This is a genomic window from Chitinophagaceae bacterium (assembly GCA_016699815.1).
Taxonomy (GTDB): Bacteria; Bacteroidota; Bacteroidia; order Chitinophagales; family Chitinophagaceae; genus Ferruginibacter.
In genome coordinates, this window is the sequence record CP065012.1 from 217,424 (window position 1) to 235,887 (window position 18,464).

An 18,464-nucleotide genomic window follows, 5' to 3' on the forward strand; every position below is an offset into this window, starting at 1 on the left:
ATGTAGGGGCTTTATTATAACCGGGTTAGGCAAAATTTAATTTGTAATAAAACAACTACAAGTTGGCCGAATAGCGGCTACATCCGGCTAATTTTAAAACCTGAAATTCCAGGTAACAGACGGAATTATGGGAAATATAGAAACTTGTTTTCCCTGTATTTTCAGGCTTCCGTTGTATGGGCTGCCGGTTTGGTCGAAATAGATGAAATAAGGGTTTTTTCTGCTATATATGTTATAAGCGCCAAAAACCCACTGCGATTGCCATTTGCGGTTTTTATTTTTAAGTGGAGTTAATATTGCCGCAAAATCCAGCCGGTGGTATGCTGGTAAACGGTATTGGTTTATTTTACTGTACTCCTGCGTTAAAATGCCATCATAAATATAAAAATTAACCGGTAGTGTAAATGCATTTCCGGTACCATAAACAAAAGTTGCCGAGAGCTTCCATTTTGCATTGAGTTCATACATGGCCACTACACTTAAGTCATGCCTCCTGTCAAATTTAGCCGGAAATTTTTGGCCATCATTTAGTTCCGGAAATTTTCTCCAGGTTTGGCTTAGGGTATAGCCTATCCATCCGGTGAGTTTGCCTTTTAATTTATTTACAAAAAACTCAGTGCCATAACTCCAACCCTTTCCAAAAGTAAAATCTTCTTCAGTATCTCTTAAAGTACTGGGTGTATAACCTTCTCTATATTCTATTTGGTTTTGCATTTGCTTATAATACAACTCTACAGAAGTTTCATAAGTGCCGTTTTTGAAATTTTTATATATGCCAGCAGCATATAACCAGGATATTTGTGGCTTTACCAAATAGGTACTGGGCACCCAAATATCTGTGGGTAAAGTAGTGCCTGCATTGCTCACCAGGTGAATAAATTGCAGGTTCCTTGTTACCGATGCTTTTAAGGATGTGGCTTCATTAAGGCTGTGCCTTAATGTAAACCTTGGTTCCAATCCAGTATAAGTTATAATTTTTTTGCCATTACCAAATACTGTACTGTCGGTGCGGTTACCATCATCATCTGTAGTATAAATTTTATAAGGCCCAATTTGTTGAAAAAAGCTATATCGCAAGCCCAGATGCACCCTTATTTTGGAGTTTATGTCCCAATCGTCCTGTACATATAATGCGGCTTCGTGTGCAAATTTTACCTGTGCATTTAAAGGATTAAATACTACCGAATCCTGCCTGCCACTTACTACCGAAGGGGTAAATTTATGATAAGTATAAAGGGCTCCAAATTTTAGCTTGTGGTTAGATGCCGGGTAAAAATCAAAATCGGTTTTGGCATTTATGTCCCTGATGCCCGAATTTAGTTTTACTTCAAAATCGTTTTGCGCTCCGGAAAATTTAAAATTATAATCGTTATAAACCAAAGTAGTATTGGCAAACAGTTTATTGTTGAAAACATGGTTCCAGCGCAGGGTTCCGGTAGCATTTCCCCAGGGTATATTTACTTTAAAACTTAGTTTTGCATTGCGAAAATCAAATACATCCCTTCCAAAATAACCGCTGATATAGAGCCTGTCTTTTTCGCTAAACTGGTAATTGAATTTAGCATTGAGATCGTAAAAATAATATCCCGATCCATAAAACTGGCTCTCTTTTTTTACAAATGGTTTTGCCAGTGCATCTACATAAGTGCGCCTTGCCGATAAAATAAATGACGATTTATTTTTTACTACAGGGCCTTGTATGGAAAAACGGCTGGCAACCAACCCTATGCCACCTTCTACCTGCAATTTTTGGTTATTGCCTTCCTTCATAGATATATCCAGCACACTGCTCAACCTTCCGCCATATTGGGCAGGCATACCGCCTTTAATTAGCGTTACATTTTTTATGGCATCGGCATTAAATATGGAAAAAAATCCAAAAAGGTGGCCGGTATTGTAAACTACGGCGTCATCCAATATAATTAAATTTTGATCTGCTCCGCCACCCCGTACATATATTCCTGCCGTGCCTTCACCTGCATTCCTTATGCCGGGCAGCAGTTGAATGGTTTTTAAAATATCTACCTCACCCAAAAAAGCAGGAATGGTTTTTAGTTGATCCACTGGCAAAGTAACCCTGCCCATTTGTGCGGATTTTACATTGCCCGATTTTTTGGATACTACCACTACTTCTTCGGTTAATGCCTTTACAGGATACAGGGAAATATTGATTGAGGTATCCCTGGTTAATGAAAAAGAAAAATTTTGGGCCTTATATCCTACATAAGAATAGTAAACCTCCTGCTTGCCTGCAGCAAAAGAAATAGAATAAAATCCGTAAGCATTTGTTGTGATGCCTTTTGATAAGCCCTTAACAGCAATAGTAGCACCTATTAATGATTCACCAGATATTGCATCTTTTACATAACCGCTAATGGTATGCTTTTGCGCATACAAAGCAGGAGCCTGCATGTAGCAAACAATAAAAAAAACAACAATTTTACGCATGCACATTATTTAAATGAATGCCGGAAAAACAGGAAATAAAAAAATAATTATTTGGCAGTAACCGAATCTTTAATTTCGCCGCAATGCAACATGCCGGCTTTGTATTTGGGATGTTTTTTTCCAAGGTAAGGATTCATTATTTCATCGGAATAGCTCAGCCAGTCTGCACCTTCGGTATCGTTAAAGGCCATTGGGCAGTGCTGCAAATACAATTTTTTTCCCTCGTAATTAATAGATTGGAAAAAGGCCGGGTACATAATTTGTGTTGCCATGCTAAAGTCCTTCCTCATTTCGGTAATGTCGGTTTGCTTTAATAAAGAAACAATATTGGATTGAATATCGGCAATACTTGCTTTAGCGGTTTCCACCACGGCGCCAGAATCGCTTTTCATTTCATCTGCATTTATTGAATCAAGCGCTTGTACAAAATCTGATGCATGCATTTTTACAGCAGCGGTATCGGCATTTACAAATGCATCTTTCATGGCAAGATAATGGTCAACCGCATTTTCAATACGCTTATTAAAATTGGGGGAATGTACCGATTGCTTAATGGGTTTTTCCGAAGTATCTACTTTTTTATCATCTTTTTTCTTGCCATAAAAAAAATACATACCCAGGGCAATTATTAATAACACAAGCAGTATCAAAAATCTTTTCATAATGTAAATATTTTTGCAAAAATATGACTTATTGCCCACTTGTAATTTTAGTGTATCAACAGGCTATTGAAACTTATATTTTATGGATATGTATTTTTTGTATTTATCTTTACGGATATAAAATTTTATATGGCTATTAGAATTTTTATTACCGGCGGAACCTTTGATAAAGAATATAATGAGTTAAATGGTGAATTGTTTTTTAAAGACACCCACATGAGCGATTTGCTGGAAATGGGCCGCAACCGGGTGGATGTGGAAATAAGAACACTTATGATGGTGGACAGCCTGGAAATGACGAATGAAGACAGGGAGTTAATTATTCACCAATGCAATAACTGTGAAGAAGACAATATTGTAATTACCCACGGCACCGATACTATGACCGAAACGGCAAAACTCCTGGCCAATAAGGTAAAAGATAAAACCATTATTCTTACCGGCGCTATGATCCCCATAAAATTTGGCAGTTCCGACGGTTTGTTTAATTTAGGGAGCGCACTTGCTTTTGCCCAAAGCCTTCCGCAAGGCGTTTATATTGCTATGAATGGCAGATTTTTTAATGCAGATAATGTAAGAAAAAACAAACAAACTGGCTTTTTTGAAGAAAGCAAATCTTAGCACGAAAAACTACAGTAACCTGCTTTTCAAATCTAAATTATTTTCTTTGGCTGTTTCCTGAGCTAAAGCATAGCCTGCATCTGCGTGCCTTATTACACCCATTCCCGGGTCGTTGCGCAGCACACGTTTTATTCTTTGCTCCGCATCTGCTGTTCCATCGGCAACAATTACCATACCTGCATGTATGCTGTAACCCATTCCTACGCCACCACCATGGTGTAATGATACCCAACTTGCTCCGCCTGCGGTATTTACCAAAGCATTTAAAACAGGCCAGTCGGCAACAGCATCGCTACCATCTAACATACTTTCCGTTTCCCGGTTGGGAGATGCAACAGAGCCCGTATCTAAATGATCTCGGCCTATTACTATTGGCGCTTTTACCTTACCGGTTTTTACCAGTTCATTAAAAGCCAATCCTGCTTTTTCTCTTTCGCCCTGGCCAAGCCAGCAAATTCTTGCAGGTAAACCCTGAAAAGCAATTTTTTCTTTTGCAAGTTTTAGCCAGCGCTGCATAGATTTATTTTGCGGAAACATTTCAGTAATTACTTTATCGGTAGCGGCAATATCTGCAGGGTCGCCACTTAAAGCGGCCCAGCGAAACGGGCCTTTGCCTTCGCAAAACAAGGGACGTATATATGCCGGTACAAACCCCGGAAAATCAAAGCAGCGCCCTTTGGGATAGGTTGCCCTGCTATTACTTTGCTCATACTCTTGTGCCCTGGCCCGTATATTATTTCCATAATCAAATGTAATGGCGCCTTTATCCATCAATTGCAACATCAGTTGTACATGCAGGTACATAGACTCGTAACTTAACCTTGTATATTCTTCTGGATTTTTCTCTCTTAGTACATTGGCTTCTTCATTGGTTAAAGTATGCGGCACATAACCTATTAATGGGTCGTGTGCACTGGTTTGATCGGTTAATGTATCCGGAACAATATTTCTTTCGATTAGTTTTTGCAAAAGAAAAACAGCATTACATAAAACGCCAATACTTTTGGCTATCCCTTTTTCTTTGTAATGCAATGCTGCATTAATGGCTTCATCAATATCGGTAAATTTTTCATCGAGGTATTTGGTTTCAATTCTTTTATCAATTCTCCATTCTTCCACTTCTGCAATTAACGCTACACCTTCATTCATGGTAATGGCAAGCGGCTGTGCGCCACCCATTCCGCCAAGCCCGGCGGTAACATTAAGGGTATGTTTCAGCGATCCACCAAATTGTTTATCGGCTGCGGCAGCATAGGTTTCATAAGTTCCCTGCACTATTCCCTGGCTGCCTATGTATATCCAGCTACCTGCCGTCATTTGGCCGTACATCATTAATCCTTTTTGCTCCAGCTCGGTAAAATGTTTCCAATTGGCCCAGTTAGGTACAAGCTGGCTATTGCTTAGTAATACCCTTGGTGCATCTTTATGCGTTTTTAAAATTCCTACAGGTTTACCGCTTTGTATCAGCAAGCTTTCATCATTTTCCAGGATTTTTAATGCTTTAATAATGTTATCTAAAGCTTCAAAATTACGGGCAGCTTTTCCCCTGCCGCCATAAACGATTAAATCTTCCGGCCTTTCGGCAACTGCAGGGTCAAGATTATTTAATAGCATACGCAGTGCGGCTTCTTGTATCCACCCTTTGCAATTTAAAGTATGTCCGGTAGGCGTTTTGTACTTTACCGGGTTGTATTGCTTTACCGAATTGTCCATAAAAGCGTTTTCGGCAAAATTAAGCAATTGACGGCCATTAATAATTCAATTTAAGCCATACATCAAGCTGTTACTAACTGTATGTATAAAAATGCTATATTTAAAGCTAAACCAAGTTGTATGTCAAAAAAATTGCTCGTTGCTTTATTTGCAGCATCATTATTATTTGCCTGTAACACAAAAAAAAACGAAAATCCCGAAGAAATGGTAAAATGGCCAGATGTAAAGCCGCCTGTTGCTGAAACAAAAGTACACTGGCGCACAATTCATGGAGATAGCGTATTGGATAATTATTACTGGATGTATGATTATTTTGGCAAAGGACCCGATAGCAGCAGCGTAGTAGATTATTTAAAAGCTGAAAATGCCTACCTGGATACCATGATGAGCGGTACCAAAAAATTGCAAGCCGATTTGTTTACCGAAATGAAAAGCAGGATTAAAGAAAAAGATGAAAATGTACCGGTATTTAAAAACGGGTATTATTATTATTACCGAACTGAAGAAGGAAAGCAATATTTTAAATACTGCCGCAAAAAAGGCAGCCTTGATGCAGCAGAAGAAGTTTTGCTTGATGTAGATAAAATGGCTGAAGGCCACGCTTATTTTTCCGCTGGCGGCTTTGATGTGAGTGAAGACAACAAACTGCTGGCTTACGGTGTAGATGATGTAAGCCGCAGGCAATACACAATTTATATAAAAAACCTGGAAACCGGGCAAATATTGCCTGATGTAGTTAAAGGTACCAGCGCCGACCCAACCTGGGCAAACGATAATAAAACATTTTTCTATACAAGTAACAACCCGGTAACCCTTTTGGGTGAAAAAGTAAAACGCCACACATTGGGCACAGATGCGGCTTCTGATGCAACGGTATATGATGAAAAAGATAAAACCAATTATATTGGAGTATCCAAAAGCAAAAACTACAAATATATTTATGTTTATTCGGGCGGCACTTTATCCTCCGAAATTTTTTATATTGATGCTTCGGTGCCTACTGCTCCATTTACCTCTTTTCAACCCAGGATAAAAGATGTGTTGTATGATATAACACCACTGGCAGACAGGTTTCTCATACGCACCAATAAAGATGCAAAAAATTTTAAACTCATGGAGTGCCCGCTTGATAAAACCGGCGTGGAAAACTGGAAAGATTATATACCTCACCGTACCGATGTACTACTGCAAGGCGTGGAAGAATTTAAAGATTTTATTGTAGTCAATGAACGCAAAGATGGACTGGTAAAATTTAGAGTAAAAAATTTAAAAGTCAATAGCGAATATTATATTGACTTTGGCGAAGCGGCATATGCGGCAAATTTTTCCGGTAATCCTGATTACAACTCCACTACTTTACGTTATGCGTATACATCACTTACTACGCCTGCTTCTGTGTATGATTATAATTTGGTAAGCAAAGATAAAAAGCTCATGAAGCAACAAGAAGTTGTGGGTGGGTACAATCCGCAGGATTATGTTTCGGAAAGGGTAATGGTTACTGCAAAAGATGGATCGAAAGTGCCTTTGTCAATTGTATATAAAAAAGGGTTTAAAAAAGATGGTACTTCTCCCCTGCTTTTATACGGTTATGGAAGTTATGGAGCAAGTATGGATGCCGGTTTTAGCAGTACAAGGCTTAGTTTATTGAACCGTGGCTTTGCTTTTGCTATTGCTCACATACGTGGAGGTCAGGAACTGGGCAGGCAATGGTACGAAGATGGAAAAATGCTAAAAAAGAAAAACAGCTTTACTGATTTTATTGACTGTGGTGAATATTTGGTGAAAGAAAAATATACTGGCAAAAATCATTTGTATGCAGAGGGCGGAAGCGCTGGCGGTTTATTAATGGGCGCTGTGGTAAATATGGCGCCTGATTTATGGCATGGCGTAATTGCCGAGGTTCCTTTTGTAGATGTGGTGAATACCATGCTGGATGAAAGCATACCGCTTACCACAAACGAGTTTGACGAATGGGGAAATCCTAAAAATAAGGAGGCTTACGATTATATTAAAAGCTACTCCCCTTATGAAAACATTGAAAAGAAAGCCTATCCCAATTTATTGGTAACAACAGGGCTGCATGATAGCCAGGTGCAATATTTTGAACCTGCAAAATGGGTGGCAAAGCTTAGAACAATGAAAACCGGCAATAATATTTTACTCTTGCATACCAATATGGACTTTGGCCACGGTGGCGCAAGCGGCAGGTTTGATTATTTGAAAGATATTGCGCTAAACTATGCGTTTTTATTTACACTGGAAGGGATTTCTAAATAATACAAAGCTGCTTAAAAAGAAAAGTCCTGTTATAAATGAACAGGGCTTTTTTTATTGCAAAAATCTAATTACTAATTTTACACACCCATTTCTTTTGCCAGTGCATTTAGTTTATCGTCCAGTAGTTTTTCGGTTTTATTAAAATCTGCTGCATTATGCAATGCTGTATTTACGCTAAAGTAAAATTTAATTTTTGGCTCGGTGCCACTCGGCCTTGCCGAAACCCTGGTTCCATCGGCCAGCACAAATTGCAACACATTGCTTTTGGGCAGGTCAAGCTTCCAGGTTTCACCGGTGCTTAGGTTTTTGCCTTGCTGTAATTCAAAGTCAAGCAATTGAACTACGTTGGCGCCAATAAAACTTTTAGGTGGGTTTTTCCGGTAATCTTCCATCATTTTGGCAATTTCTTTGGCGCCATCCATCCCTTTTTTTACAATATTTACCAGGCTTTCTTTATAAAACCCATATTCTACATATAGGTCAATAAGTTTATCAAAAATGCTGCGGCCTTTGCTTTTTTCATAAGCCACCATTTCACAAATAAGGGCAACAGCGCTTACAGAATCTTTGTCCCTTATTTGATTGCCAATCATCAACCCAAAACTTTCTTCGCCACCCACAACATAATTTTCTTTGCCTTCTTTTGCTTTTATCATGCTGGAAATCCATTTAAACCCGGTGAGCACATTATAGCATGAAATTTCATTTTTCTTTGCTACTTCATCAATCATGTAAGTAGTAACAATGGTTTTTATTACCATGTCGTTGGGTTGGGCAATTCCTTTTGCCTTCCTCGCTTCTATAATATAAGCAAATGCAAGCAGTGCGGTTTGGTTACCATTGAGCAATATCCATTTTCCTTCGTTATTTTTTAACCCTATTCCTACCCTGTCGGCATCAGGGTCGGTGCCCAGTAAAATATCGGCATTCAGTTCCTCGGCTTTTTTTAGACCGATACTCATGGTTTCCGTTTCTTCGGGGTTGGGATATTGTACCGTAGGAAAATTTCCATCGGGTTTGCTTTGCTCTTCTACAATATGCACATTTTTAAAACCCAGTTGCGCCAATGCCTGCGGCACCAGCATTATGCCCGAACCATGGATGGGTGTATATACAATTTTTAAATCCTGTTGTGCCTTGCATACTTCAGGATAAATGCTTAGGCCCTTAACCATGGCAAGGTATTTTTCATCCATTTCTTTGCCAATTATGGTAATATTTTTTTCGCCGCCGTTCCATTGTACATCTGCTACATTTAGTATTTTTTCTACTTCGGCAATTACATTTTTGTCATGCGGCGGCACCATTTGTGCGCCATCGTCCCAGTAGGCTTTGTAGCCATTATATTCTTTGGGGTTATGGCTTGCGGTACACACTACGCCGCCCTGGCATTTTAATTCCCTTATGGCAAAACTTATTTCTGGCGTAGGCCTTAGCGATTCAAATAAATAAACTTTAATGCCGTTTGCTGCAAATACATTTGCAGTAATTTCTGCAAAGCTGCGGCTGTTGTTGCGGCAGTCGTGCCCTATTACTACACGCACATCATTGCCAAAGCATTGTTTTAAATAATTGGCATATCCCTGTGTAGCCATGCCCACAGTATATTTATTCATACGGTTGGTACCCACACCCATAATGCCACGAAGCCCACCAGTACCAAACTCCAGGTTTTTGTAAAACGCATCTGTTAATTCGTTTTCATATTCTGCCTGCAATTTTCTTATGGCATTTTTTGTTTCTTCATCATAATTGCCATGCAACCATTGATCAACTTTTTTCTTGATTTCTGCATTCATATCTCTTGTTTTATACCTTCAAAAATAAGAATATTCGTTTCTTATAACCACAATCAGGTTATTTTTGTTTTATGATCCCAGCAGTAGTGCAATTTTCAGCAGTTGTGGCGACGCTCCGTTCGGCTTCAAAACTGTTTATCGTCATTTTGTTTTTGTTTTTATTTGTACCCACCGCTGCCCAGGATACTGCTTACATTTCAAAAAATAAAGATAGTGCAAAGCTATATCCACAAAGGGTACGCCTGCTAACATTTGCCAGCATTGGCGTTTATGCAGGTACTACCGCAGCGCTGTACCAGGCCTGGTATAAAGATTATTCGCAATCGCATTTTCATACTTTTAACGATTGGGATGAGTGGCTGCAAATGGATAAAGTAGGCCATGTATTGAGCGCTTACAGCATTAGCAAAGTAAATATGGAGCTATGGAGATGGACAGGCATAGACCGCAATAAACGGATTTGGATTGGCGGAATGAGTGGCGCTGCTTATCAAACTGTAATTGAGTTATTGGATGGTTTTAGCAGTGAATGGGGATGGAGCTGGGCCGATTTTGGCGCCAATATGCTTGGCAGTTCTACCTTTGTAGCGCAGGAGCTTGCCTGGAACGAGCAACGCATACAACTTAAATTATCTTCTCATAAAAAAATTTATTCAGACGAAAGCCTAAACTTCAGGAGCGATAAAATTTTTGGAAAAAATGTTCCGGAACGCTTGCTGAAAGATTACAATGCATATACTTACTGGATAAGTGTGGCACCAAAAAGTTTTTTCCCAAAAAGTAAATTGCCTGCATGGTTGCAGGTTTCATTAGGCATTGGTGCCGAAGGCATGTTTGGCGCAAGGAGCAATATTGCCAAAGATAAGTTTGGGAATATTATTTTTGACCGTAGCGATATTCAACGTTACCGGCAATGGTATTTAGCGCCGGATATTGATCTTACAAAAATTAAAACCAACAAAAAGGCCATTCGTATTTTACTGAATTCGCTGAACGTAATAAAGTTTCCTGCACCTGCGCTGGAATACAGTAAGGGAAGTTTTAAAATGCGCTGGCTGGTATTTTAACCGGCAACTCTATTTTTTAAGTGCAATAAATGCCGCCCCAATATTTTCAATAACATCACTTGCCATCATACTTTCTAAAGATTGTTTACCCAGGGTAATATCTGCTGCGTTGCCATGCAGGTACACGGCAATACAGGCGGCATCTAAAGGCTCGTAAGCCTGCGCCAGCAAAGCTGATATCATTCCCGTAAGTACATCTCCACTGCCGCCTTTTGCCAGGCCGGCATTGCCCGTTTTATTAATAAAATATTTTCCGTTACTTACAATGGTGGTTTCATGGCCTTTTAGTACAATAATACAGTCCTGGCTTTCGGTAAACTTAATGGCTCTTAGCAGCCTTTGTTCCCGGTTTTTATTCAGACCAAACAGCCTGTCAAATTCGCCTGCATGTGGCGTTAAAATTGTTTGGCGGGGTAAAATTTTCCAGTATTCTTTATGTTTAGCCAAAATGCTAATTGCATCAGCATCTATCACCGCAGCTGTTGTTTTACCCGAAAAAATACGGCAAAACGTTTCTTCTTCATCTTTATCAAAACCCATACCTGGCCCAACTCCAAATGATGAAAATTTTTCAAAATCCGCAGGGAGGTTTTCTCGGCTAATAACCATGGCCTCCGGCACAGCTATTTGAATAATGGCTGCTTCTTTTTGTGGTACACATACCGTAGTTAAGCCTGCACCACAACGTACACAGGCCTTTGCAGCCAGTATTGCAGCGCCCATTTTACCGGTATTACCTGCAATCAGCAACGCATGGCCAAAATCTGTTTTATCAGTATTGGCTTTTCTTGGCTTCACTAATGCCGCAATAAATTTTTTTATTAATTCCGTTGCCATAGCAAAAAAAAATTGGTTAAGTGCTTACCCTCGGGTCGCTAACTTTGTATAAATAATCCGAAAGCATATTGATACAAATAAAAATAAATGCGCTGAACAATACCGAACCCATCACAACAGGGTAATCCAGCTTCTCCAATGCATTTACGGTAAGTTTGCCAAGCCCTTTCCAGCCAAAAATGTATTCAATAAAAAAAGAACCTGCCAGTAATTCTGCAAACCAACCGGTAACTGCTGTTATTACCGGGTTTAAGGCATTGCGTAATGCATGTTTAAAAATAATGGTTGTTTTAGATAAACCTTTCGCATAAGCAGTGCGTATATAATCCTGTTGCAATACATCCAGCATACTGCTTCGTGTTAATTGCACAATTATTGACATAGGCCTTAAACCCAGCGTAACAGCCGGAAGTATAAGGTTTTTCAGAGACAAATATTTTTCACCGGTTACTTCGTCAGTTTCCATTAAGCTGCCGGTAAAAGGAAGCCCTGTATATTGATGCAATACAATGCCAAAAACATAAGCCATCAAAATGGCCATAAAAAATGAAGGTGCGCTAATGCCTGAAATGCTGCCAAAAAGCGTAGCGCTATCTACCCAGGTACCTTTTTTAACTGCGGCAAGCACACCCAGCAAAATACCAAAAAAGCAGGCAAATAGCATTGCCGTAATAGCCAGCACCAGCGTTCCGGTAAAAGCATCTCCTATCATGCCCATTGTATCCTTTTTGGTTTGATAACTTTTATAGAAGTAAGGGATTTTTAATGCAAGCTTATATTTTCCCCCAATAAAAATGCCCTGGAGTTGCTTAGCAACAATTTCTTCTTTTGTGTGTACTGATACCGGCGAAACATCTTTTAAGTAATATAAAAACTGTTGCCACTTTGGCTTATCGAGGTTGAGTTCTTTGCGTATATTCTCTAAAGTTTGTTTATCGCCAGATTGGCCAACGATAAGCCGGGCAGGGTCGCCCATGCCCTGGAACATAATAAAAACAAGAGTTACAACTCCCAGCAAAACGAAAAGGGAATAACCAGTTTGTTTAATAATATATTTCAACCTTATTGTTTATTCAATTTTTGAAAAATCTGCCCAGCCCCATTTTTGCATTATTACTGGCCCATTCATGCGGTATAAAGTGGGGTTTGAACGGGCTGCGGTTTTAATTGCCGTAAAATCGCAGGTAAATACCGTTTCTCCAGGGAACCTTTTTTCTACATCGCCCCTGCCTGAAGTAACCAGGTAAACACTTTTTGATTTTTGCTGAATTTTTTCCAAAACCTTTTTGTCTTCATCCCAGTTTACGGGATAGTTTTTAACGTTTTGAATAAAGAGTAAATAATATTCACCGGGTTGGCCCAGTATTGCATCTGTAGTATCTGTGCCTGAAGCAGTACCGAAAGAAAAATCGTTGATCAACGGGATATTATTTTTTCCTCTTTGAATCAATATTTGTTTCCTGTCGGCATAGGTCCAAGTACTGTCGGGCAATGCATTTACGGTAAACTCTTTTTTCTCACCGTTTTTACTGTAAATAAAAACGTAATCAAATTTATCCGGTATTGCATCGGCAGGCATTTTACGTAATTCCAATATGTTATTGCCTGGTTTAAATGGCAGGCAATCTTTTACCGGTAAATGCCTTAATACATACCATTGAAGCAGTAAGGTAAGTAACGCAGCTAAAACTGCAATGCTACCGGCAATATAGGGTTTTGCCAGTGGCCTTATATATTTTTGGCGGAACAATAAAAACAATGCAAGTATAAAAAGGATGATATCTTTTGTAAATGTTTGGATGGGAGTAAGCGGTATACAATCGCCAAAGCAGCCACATGCCCTTATTTTACCACTAAACAAAACATAACCGGTGAGAAATGTAAAAAATACAACCAGTAAAAGTAATATCCAGGAAAAAAATTTTTTTTGCCAACCAATAATTAAACCAATACCCACCACCACTTCCAGCGTAATCATAGTAATGGAAAACGGCAATGCCTGGGCATTAAGGCTATTCAATAAACCCGGCAATAAACCACCAGATGCCCAGGCTTCAAAAAATTCCTGCATTTTATAGGCAAGCCCAAGCGGGTCAATAGCTTTTACCAGGCCCGAAAAAATAAATAATGCGCCAACAATAAAACGTACAATGGTTATTAATGTTTTCATGTTTACTTTAATTTTTCTTCACTAATTAAGATGAGTGCAAAAACAGCATAGTTAAGTATATCTAAAAAATTTGCATCAATTCCTTCGCTCACCAATGTTTTGCCTTCATTGGCAATAATTTGCCTGATGCGTAAAATTTTTGCTAAAGAAAGGTCAATAAGGCTTTCCTGGCTCATATCCCTCCAGGCTTCTCCATAGTCATGGTTTTTGGCCGTCATTAATTGTTTTGCCAAAAAAACTTTTTCGTCATACAGTTTTTCAAGCAGGGTTATATCCAGGTTTTCGGGTTCGTCATTATTGATGTCCAGTTGAATCAATCCAATTATAGAATAATTAATTATCCCCTGTAATTCGCTTTGAATATCATCACCTATTTTTTGCGATTGTATTTGCTGTATGGTGCGTATGCGTTTTGCTTTAATATAAATTTGGTCGGCGACAGAAATGGTACGGTACACCCGCCATGATGTGCCATAATCAATTGTTTTTTGCAAAAATGTTTTTCGGCAACCTGCTATTACCTCGTCGTATTGTTCGATTGTTGTCATTACTGTTTATGTTTGCAGTAGGTATTTAAAAAAAAATTGGTTTTGCCAAAAATACAACAAGCTTTTTATGTTAACAATTAACTGCAAGGGAAAGATACTAAACCTTGATGTACCTCTGGTAATGGGTATTGTTAATTGTACGCCTGATTCTTTTTATAGAGGTTTTTTGGATGATTCAATTGAAAGTAAAAAAGAATTGATACGGCAAATGGTTACAGATGGCGCTACAATTATAGATGTAGGCGGGCAAAGCACAAGGCCCGGAAGCAGCCGTATAACTGCCAAAGAAGAAATAAAAAGGGTTTTGCCTGTTATTGCACATATCCGGGAAACACATCCCTTCACAATTATTTCTATTGATACTTTTCAAAGCGAAGTGGCCAAAGAAATTATTGGTGCCGGCGCACACATAGTAAACGATATTAGTGCAGGTAACATGGATGACAACATGATAGCCTCTGTTGGCCAGATGGGTGTGCCCTATATTTGTATGCACATGCAGGGAACCCCAGAAACCATGCAGTTACAGCCCTATTATGTTGATATTTTAAAAGATGTAACCGGGTTTTTTATTGAAAAAATTTACACTTGCCAAAATGCCGGTATTACCGACATTATTATTGATCCCGGCTTTGGCTTTGGCAAAACCATTGAACATAATTTTTGGTTGTTGAAAAATTTAAAAATATTTGAAATGCTTGATAAGCCAATACTGGCCGGCATTTCCCGCAAAAGCAGTATTTATAAAACTTTAAATATTTCGGCATACGAGTCTTTAAATGGCTCTACGGTAATGCATACCTTGGCCCTTCAAAACGGAGCAAATATCCTTCGTGTGCACGATGTTAAAGAAGCCATGCAGGCTATAGTGTTATTTGAAAAATATAAAAAAACCGCCCTCTAAGGGGCGGCTTAAATTAAAAAAATCAAATTATTTTTTCTTACTGGTATCTATTTTTACTTTTTTAACGCTATCCATATACTGCTTTTGTTCTTCCTGCATTTTCTGGCGTTTTTCTTCAATGGTTGCTTTTGCCTGTGCTTTGCTCAAAATATCCAATACTTCCATATCAAAAACAAGTACAGAGTTTGGCGGCAGGTTTTCGCCACGGGACATTGGGCCATAAGCCAAATGAGATGGGATATACAATTTTGCCTTTGCGCCTTTATTTAAAAGCTTTAATCCATCCGTCCAGCCTTTAATTACCGGTGAGCCCAGGCTCATATCGTTGGTCATATTTACGGGCAATGGTTCAGTATGGTGAAAGCTGGTATCGGTATTGGAGTCAAAAACTTTCCCATTGAGTACACTGCCGGTGTAATTAGCAGTTACTACAACCGAAGTATCAATTAGCGGACCTGTACCCGGTTGAATAATTTCAACATAAGTTCCTTCTGCTGTTTTTTGTGGTTTTATTTTGTTCTTGGCAAAAAAATCAGCCAGCAGCTTTTCGTCGGTTTTTACTTGTTCTACCGCTTGTTTTTCTTTGCGCTTTGTAACAAGCTCTGCTTCTGCTTTAGTTGCACTGTCGGCTACATCAGGCGACTCGTAAATATTGTCCAGTTTTAATGTTGTAAGTAAATAATGGCCTTTTTTGAATGATTCTGGCAAGCCAAAAGGGTTTTTCTTCATTAAGCTATCTATGATAATTCGCAATACGGCGCTATCGCCTTTTTTCATTTGCTTTAACACTGTAAAAAATTCAGGAGGTATGCTTAATGAATCAAAAGGCATAATAATGGGACCGCCATCGTTTCTTGTATCCGAAAGTAAAGAGTCGCCATTTGCGGTAGTATAATAACGGGCCATGTGCGCCTGCAAAAATTTTCCGGTAGTAAGGCTTTCTTTGCCGCCGTTGGAAATAATTTTATACTCTGTGCCTTCAAGCCCTTTTTTAAATGGCGTTTTACAAGCCGCCAACACGGTAACTGTTAAAATAAAGAGAAACGAAAATTTCCTCATCGTTATGAATATTTATTGTTTAAAAATTATAAGTGCTTAATTGGTCCCTATTTTGTTTGATGGCTTCCTCAAAATCTTTAGCCACTTCATCCAGCGGCTTTTCACTTTGGCCACCGGCTGCATTTTTGTGGCCACCTCCTGAAAAATATTTTCTGGCAAATTCATTTACGTCAAAATCACCTTTGCTCCTAAATGAGAGTTTACGTTCTTCTCCCCTGTCTATAATTATGGTAGCCAGCTTTATGCCTTCAATACTCAAAGGGTAATTTACCAATCCTTCGGTATCGCCGGTTTTAATATCGTACTTTATGAGGTCGGCCTGCGGAATAGTTATTAATGCGGTATTATATTCGTAAAATACTACCAGCCTGTTGAGCAAAACGTTGCCAATAAATTTTAACCTGTTTTCAGAAAAGTTATCAAACAGGTCTTCATGTATTTTGCTGTGGTTGAGCCCCCTGTTTTTTAAGTCGGCAATTAACCGGTGAACTGCAGCACTGGTAATGGGAAAACGAAAAGAGCCGGTATCTGTCATTACACCTGCATAGATGCATTGTGCCGCTTCGTTATTTAATTTATCGGCATGGCCAGATGCTATGATAAAATCATAAATCATTTCGCAGGTAGAACTTTTCTCTGTATTGCTTTCTCCAAAAGAAAACATATCTACTTGTGGTTGCTGGTGATGGTCAATTAAGATGCGCAGGGCCTGCGTATCGGATAAAGCCTGCTCCATATTTTTGGTACGGCTCAGTGTATTAAAATCAAGGCAAAAAACCCAGTCGGCGCCTACAATGGCTTCCAGGGCTTTGGCTTTAAGGTGCGGCCTGTCAAAATCTAGAACCTTATCTGCTCCCGGCATCCAGCTTAAAAAACTTGCCCAGTTAGTTGGGGAAATTACCGTAACCTCATGGTTAAACTGTTTTAAAAAATGATATAAGCCTAAAGAAGAGCCCATTGCATCTGCATCGGGCTTTTGATGCATGGTTACCACAACCTTTTTAGGAACAGTAAGCTGGGGATATATATTTGCTATAGATTGCATAAAAGCGGCGCAAAAGTATGTTTTTTATTGCAGATGTAATGTTTATTAAAAAGCTAAAACTTTTTGGGTTTACAGCTTATTGCTATACAGTGAAATAGAATACCTATCTTTGCGCCCAAAAATTTTTACATGAGCAGGAGAACATTTACCATGATTAAGCCGGATGCTACCGAAAAAGGACATACCGGAGCTATTTTGAATATGATTAACCAGGCTGGTTTTCGTATTGTAGCAATGAAAATGACTAAACTTAGTACCGAAAAAGCCGGAGAATTTTATGCCGTACATAAAGAACGCCCTTTTTATGGCGAATTGGTAGAATTTATGAGCCGTGGCCCCATTACCGCTGCAATACTTGAAAAAGATAATGCAGTGGAAGACTTTCGTAAGTTGATAGGTGCAACCAATCCAGCCCAGGCTGAGGAAGGAACAATTCGCAAAAAATATGCAGCATCGGTTGGAGAAAATGCCGTACATGGTAGCGACAGCAATGAAAATGCTTTAATTGAAGGCGATTTCTTTTTTAGCAAATTAGAGCAGTTTTAAATATAGGCTAAAATTTATTTATAAACCGTTGATTTTTTCAACGGTTTTTTTTGTCCTTTTGTAAAATGCACGCTTCTCTTTTTATTATTCGTTACAAATTTTTTTGTATCCCATTTGCTTTTTTAGCAATGGCTGTTTTTCATTTTCCGCTACTCTTTAACCGTAAAATTTTTTTTTACAAATTATTAGGCAGCGGAAAAAACGGCAGCTTTAGCAAAAAACCAGATTTAAGGCAATGGGCAATTTTTATTACCTGGAAAGATGAAACCGGTAATTACCTCCCGGTATTTATTGAAAAATGGCTTAAATTTTTTAAATGCGAAATATTGCATATTGAACTTGCTCCGGTAGGGTCAAAAGGAAAATGGGATGGAAAAGCACTGTTTGACAAATTGGAAAATCAATGGGTAGAAAATGTACCTATAGCAATTTTAACCCGGGCAACAATCCGGATAAGCCGTTTAAGAGAATTTTGGCAAAACGTAAAACCCGTATCTGCCGAACTGGATAAAGCAAAAGGGTTGCTTTTGAGCGTGGGCATTGGGGAAATGCCTTTTATAAAGCAAGCTACATTTAGCATTTGGGAAACTATGGATGATATGAAGGCATTTGCCTATACACAAGAGGAACATGCAGCCGTAATTCAAAAAACCAGAAAGCGTAACTGGTATAGCGAAGAAATGTTTACCCGTTTTAAAATTATCAGTTGCAAAGGCACGCTTAAAGGAAAAAATCCGTTAATGCATAATAAACTACCTTTGTGAA

At 38.9% G+C, this 18,464-nt stretch carries 16 protein-coding genes; 6 read left to right on the forward strand and 10 right to left on the reverse strand.

Annotated features, from left to right (window positions below; translation table 11 throughout):
- Positions 1-93: 93 nt before the first annotated feature.
- Together IPO46_00980 and IPO46_00985 are read right to left on the reverse strand one after the other, a co-directional pair.
- Positions 94-2,448, reverse strand: coding sequence for a TonB-dependent receptor (locus tag IPO46_00980; GenBank protein ID QQS63223.1), 2,355 nt, complete (start codon positions 2,446-2,448; stop codon positions 94-96).
- A gap of 47 nt (positions 2,449-2,495) precedes the next feature.
- Positions 2,496-3,110 (reverse strand): DUF3347 domain-containing protein, encoded by a 615-nt coding sequence (locus IPO46_00985; GenBank protein QQS63224.1) that lies wholly within the window; start codon positions 3,108-3,110, stop codon positions 2,496-2,498.
- 129 nt (positions 3,111-3,239) lie between these two features.
- Here IPO46_00985 and IPO46_00990 point away from each other — a divergent pair, with 129 nt between their 5' ends.
- Complete coding sequence (locus IPO46_00990) at positions 3,240-3,731, forward strand: asparaginase (protein QQS63225.1); 492 nt, start codon at positions 3,240-3,242, stop codon at positions 3,729-3,731.
- A 9-nt stretch (positions 3,732-3,740) separates the two neighbouring features.
- Here the strand turns inward: IPO46_00990 and hutU are convergent, their stop codons facing one another.
- Positions 3,741-5,444, reverse strand: coding sequence for a urocanate hydratase (gene hutU, locus IPO46_00995; protein ID QQS63226.1), 1,704 nt, complete (start codon positions 5,442-5,444; stop codon positions 3,741-3,743).
- A 120-nt stretch (positions 5,445-5,564) separates the two neighbouring features.
- Between hutU and IPO46_01000 the strand changes: the two genes are divergently transcribed.
- Positions 5,565-7,724 (forward strand): S9 family peptidase, encoded by a 2,160-nt coding sequence (locus IPO46_01000; protein ID QQS63227.1) that lies wholly within the window; start codon positions 5,565-5,567, stop codon positions 7,722-7,724.
- Between the two features lie 77 nt (positions 7,725-7,801).
- Here IPO46_01000 and IPO46_01005 read toward each other — a convergent pair whose 3' ends face one another.
- Positions 7,802-9,523 carry a phospho-sugar mutase gene (locus IPO46_01005; protein QQS63228.1) on the reverse strand — a complete coding sequence of 574 codons (1,722 nt, stop codon included), beginning with the start codon at positions 9,521-9,523 and terminating at the stop codon, positions 7,802-7,804.
- 71 nt (positions 9,524-9,594) lie between these two features.
- Between IPO46_01005 and IPO46_01010 the strand changes: the two genes are divergently transcribed.
- A complete protein-coding gene (locus tag IPO46_01010; GenBank protein QQS63229.1) occupies positions 9,595-10,590 on the forward strand; it encodes a DUF2279 domain-containing protein in 996 nt (331 codons plus the stop codon).
- A gap of 9 nt (positions 10,591-10,599) precedes the next feature.
- On the opposite strand, the gene IPO46_01015 is transcribed toward IPO46_01010, so the two are convergent.
- The 4 genes from IPO46_01015 to IPO46_01030 form a co-directional block, all read right to left on the reverse strand.
- Positions 10,600-11,427 carry an NAD(P)H-hydrate dehydratase gene (locus tag IPO46_01015; GenBank protein ID QQS63230.1) on the reverse strand — a complete coding sequence of 276 codons (828 nt, stop codon included), beginning with the start codon at positions 11,425-11,427 and terminating at the stop codon, positions 10,600-10,602.
- Between the two features lie 16 nt (positions 11,428-11,443).
- On the reverse strand, positions 11,444-12,415 hold the full coding sequence (locus IPO46_01020) for an ABC transporter permease (protein ID QQS64278.1): 972 nt from the start codon (positions 12,413-12,415) through the stop codon (positions 11,444-11,446).
- A gap of 81 nt (positions 12,416-12,496) precedes the next feature.
- Positions 12,497-13,597 (reverse strand): DoxX family protein, encoded by a 1,101-nt coding sequence (locus IPO46_01025; GenBank protein ID QQS63231.1) that lies wholly within the window; start codon positions 13,595-13,597, stop codon positions 12,497-12,499.
- Positions 13,598-13,599: 2 nt separating this feature from the next.
- A complete protein-coding gene (locus IPO46_01030; GenBank protein ID QQS63232.1) occupies positions 13,600-14,145 on the reverse strand; it encodes a DUF1599 domain-containing protein in 546 nt (181 codons plus the stop codon).
- A gap of 67 nt (positions 14,146-14,212) precedes the next feature.
- Here IPO46_01030 and folP point away from each other — a divergent pair, with 67 nt between their 5' ends.
- On the forward strand, positions 14,213-15,049 hold the full coding sequence (gene folP, locus IPO46_01035) for a dihydropteroate synthase (GenBank protein QQS63233.1): 837 nt from the start codon (positions 14,213-14,215) through the stop codon (positions 15,047-15,049).
- A 27-nt stretch (positions 15,050-15,076) separates the two neighbouring features.
- On the opposite strand, the gene IPO46_01040 is transcribed toward folP, so the two are convergent.
- Positions 15,077-16,108, reverse strand: coding sequence for an FKBP-type peptidyl-prolyl cis-trans isomerase (locus tag IPO46_01040; GenBank protein ID QQS63234.1), 1,032 nt, complete (start codon positions 16,106-16,108; stop codon positions 15,077-15,079).
- A 19-nt stretch (positions 16,109-16,127) separates the two neighbouring features.
- Positions 16,128-17,153, reverse strand: a complete 1,026-nt coding sequence (locus IPO46_01045; protein ID QQS63235.1) for a DHH family phosphoesterase — start codon at positions 17,151-17,153, stop codon at positions 16,128-16,130.
- Positions 17,154-17,282: 129 nt separating this feature from the next.
- Between IPO46_01045 and IPO46_01050 the strand changes: the two genes are divergently transcribed.
- Positions 17,283-17,699: a nucleoside-diphosphate kinase gene (locus IPO46_01050; GenBank protein QQS63236.1), complete on the forward strand. Its 417-nt coding sequence runs from the start codon at positions 17,283-17,285 to the stop codon at positions 17,697-17,699.
- A 65-nt stretch (positions 17,700-17,764) separates the two neighbouring features.
- Positions 17,765-18,463, forward strand: coding sequence for a DUF3291 domain-containing protein (locus tag IPO46_01055; GenBank protein QQS63237.1), 699 nt, complete (start codon positions 17,765-17,767; stop codon positions 18,461-18,463).
- Position 18,464 lies beyond the last annotated feature (1 nt).

Excerpts from the sequence above, each read along its gene's own strand:
- IPO46_00980 (QQS63223.1), bottom strand. The coding sequence starts at position 2,448 with ATGCGTAAAATTGTTGTTTTTTTTATTGTTTGCTACATGCAGGCTCCT.
- IPO46_00985 (QQS63224.1), bottom strand. The coding sequence starts at position 3,110 with ATGAAAAGATTTTTGATACTGCTTGTGTTATTAATAATTGCCCTGGGT.
- IPO46_00990 (QQS63225.1), top strand. The coding sequence starts at position 3,240 with ATGGCTATTAGAATTTTTATTACCGGCGGAACCTTTGATAAAGAATAT.
- hutU (QQS63226.1), bottom strand. The coding sequence starts at position 5,444 with ATGGACAATTCGGTAAAGCAATACAACCCGGTAAAGTACAAAACGCCT.
- IPO46_01000 (QQS63227.1), top strand. The coding sequence starts at position 5,565 with ATGTCAAAAAAATTGCTCGTTGCTTTATTTGCAGCATCATTATTATTT.
- IPO46_01005 (QQS63228.1), bottom strand. The coding sequence starts at position 9,523 with ATGAATGCAGAAATCAAGAAAAAAGTTGATCAATGGTTGCATGGCAAT.
- IPO46_01010 (QQS63229.1), top strand. The coding sequence starts at position 9,595 with ATGATCCCAGCAGTAGTGCAATTTTCAGCAGTTGTGGCGACGCTCCGT.
- IPO46_01015 (QQS63230.1), bottom strand. The coding sequence starts at position 11,427 with ATGGCAACGGAATTAATAAAAAAATTTATTGCGGCATTAGTGAAGCCA.
- IPO46_01020 (QQS64278.1), bottom strand. The coding sequence starts at position 12,415 with ATGTTCCAGGGCATGGGCGACCCTGCCCGGCTTATCGTTGGCCAATCT.
- IPO46_01025 (QQS63231.1), bottom strand. The coding sequence starts at position 13,597 with ATGAAAACATTAATAACCATTGTACGTTTTATTGTTGGCGCATTATTT.
- IPO46_01030 (QQS63232.1), bottom strand. The coding sequence starts at position 14,145 with ATGACAACAATCGAACAATACGACGAGGTAATAGCAGGTTGCCGAAAA.
- folP (QQS63233.1), top strand. The coding sequence starts at position 14,213 with ATGTTAACAATTAACTGCAAGGGAAAGATACTAAACCTTGATGTACCT.
- IPO46_01040 (QQS63234.1), bottom strand. The coding sequence starts at position 16,108 with ATGAGGAAATTTTCGTTTCTCTTTATTTTAACAGTTACCGTGTTGGCG.
- IPO46_01045 (QQS63235.1), bottom strand. The coding sequence starts at position 17,153 with ATGCAATCTATAGCAAATATATATCCCCAGCTTACTGTTCCTAAAAAG.
- IPO46_01050 (QQS63236.1), top strand. The coding sequence starts at position 17,283 with ATGAGCAGGAGAACATTTACCATGATTAAGCCGGATGCTACCGAAAAA.
- IPO46_01055 (QQS63237.1), top strand. The coding sequence starts at position 17,765 with ATGCACGCTTCTCTTTTTATTATTCGTTACAAATTTTTTTGTATCCCA.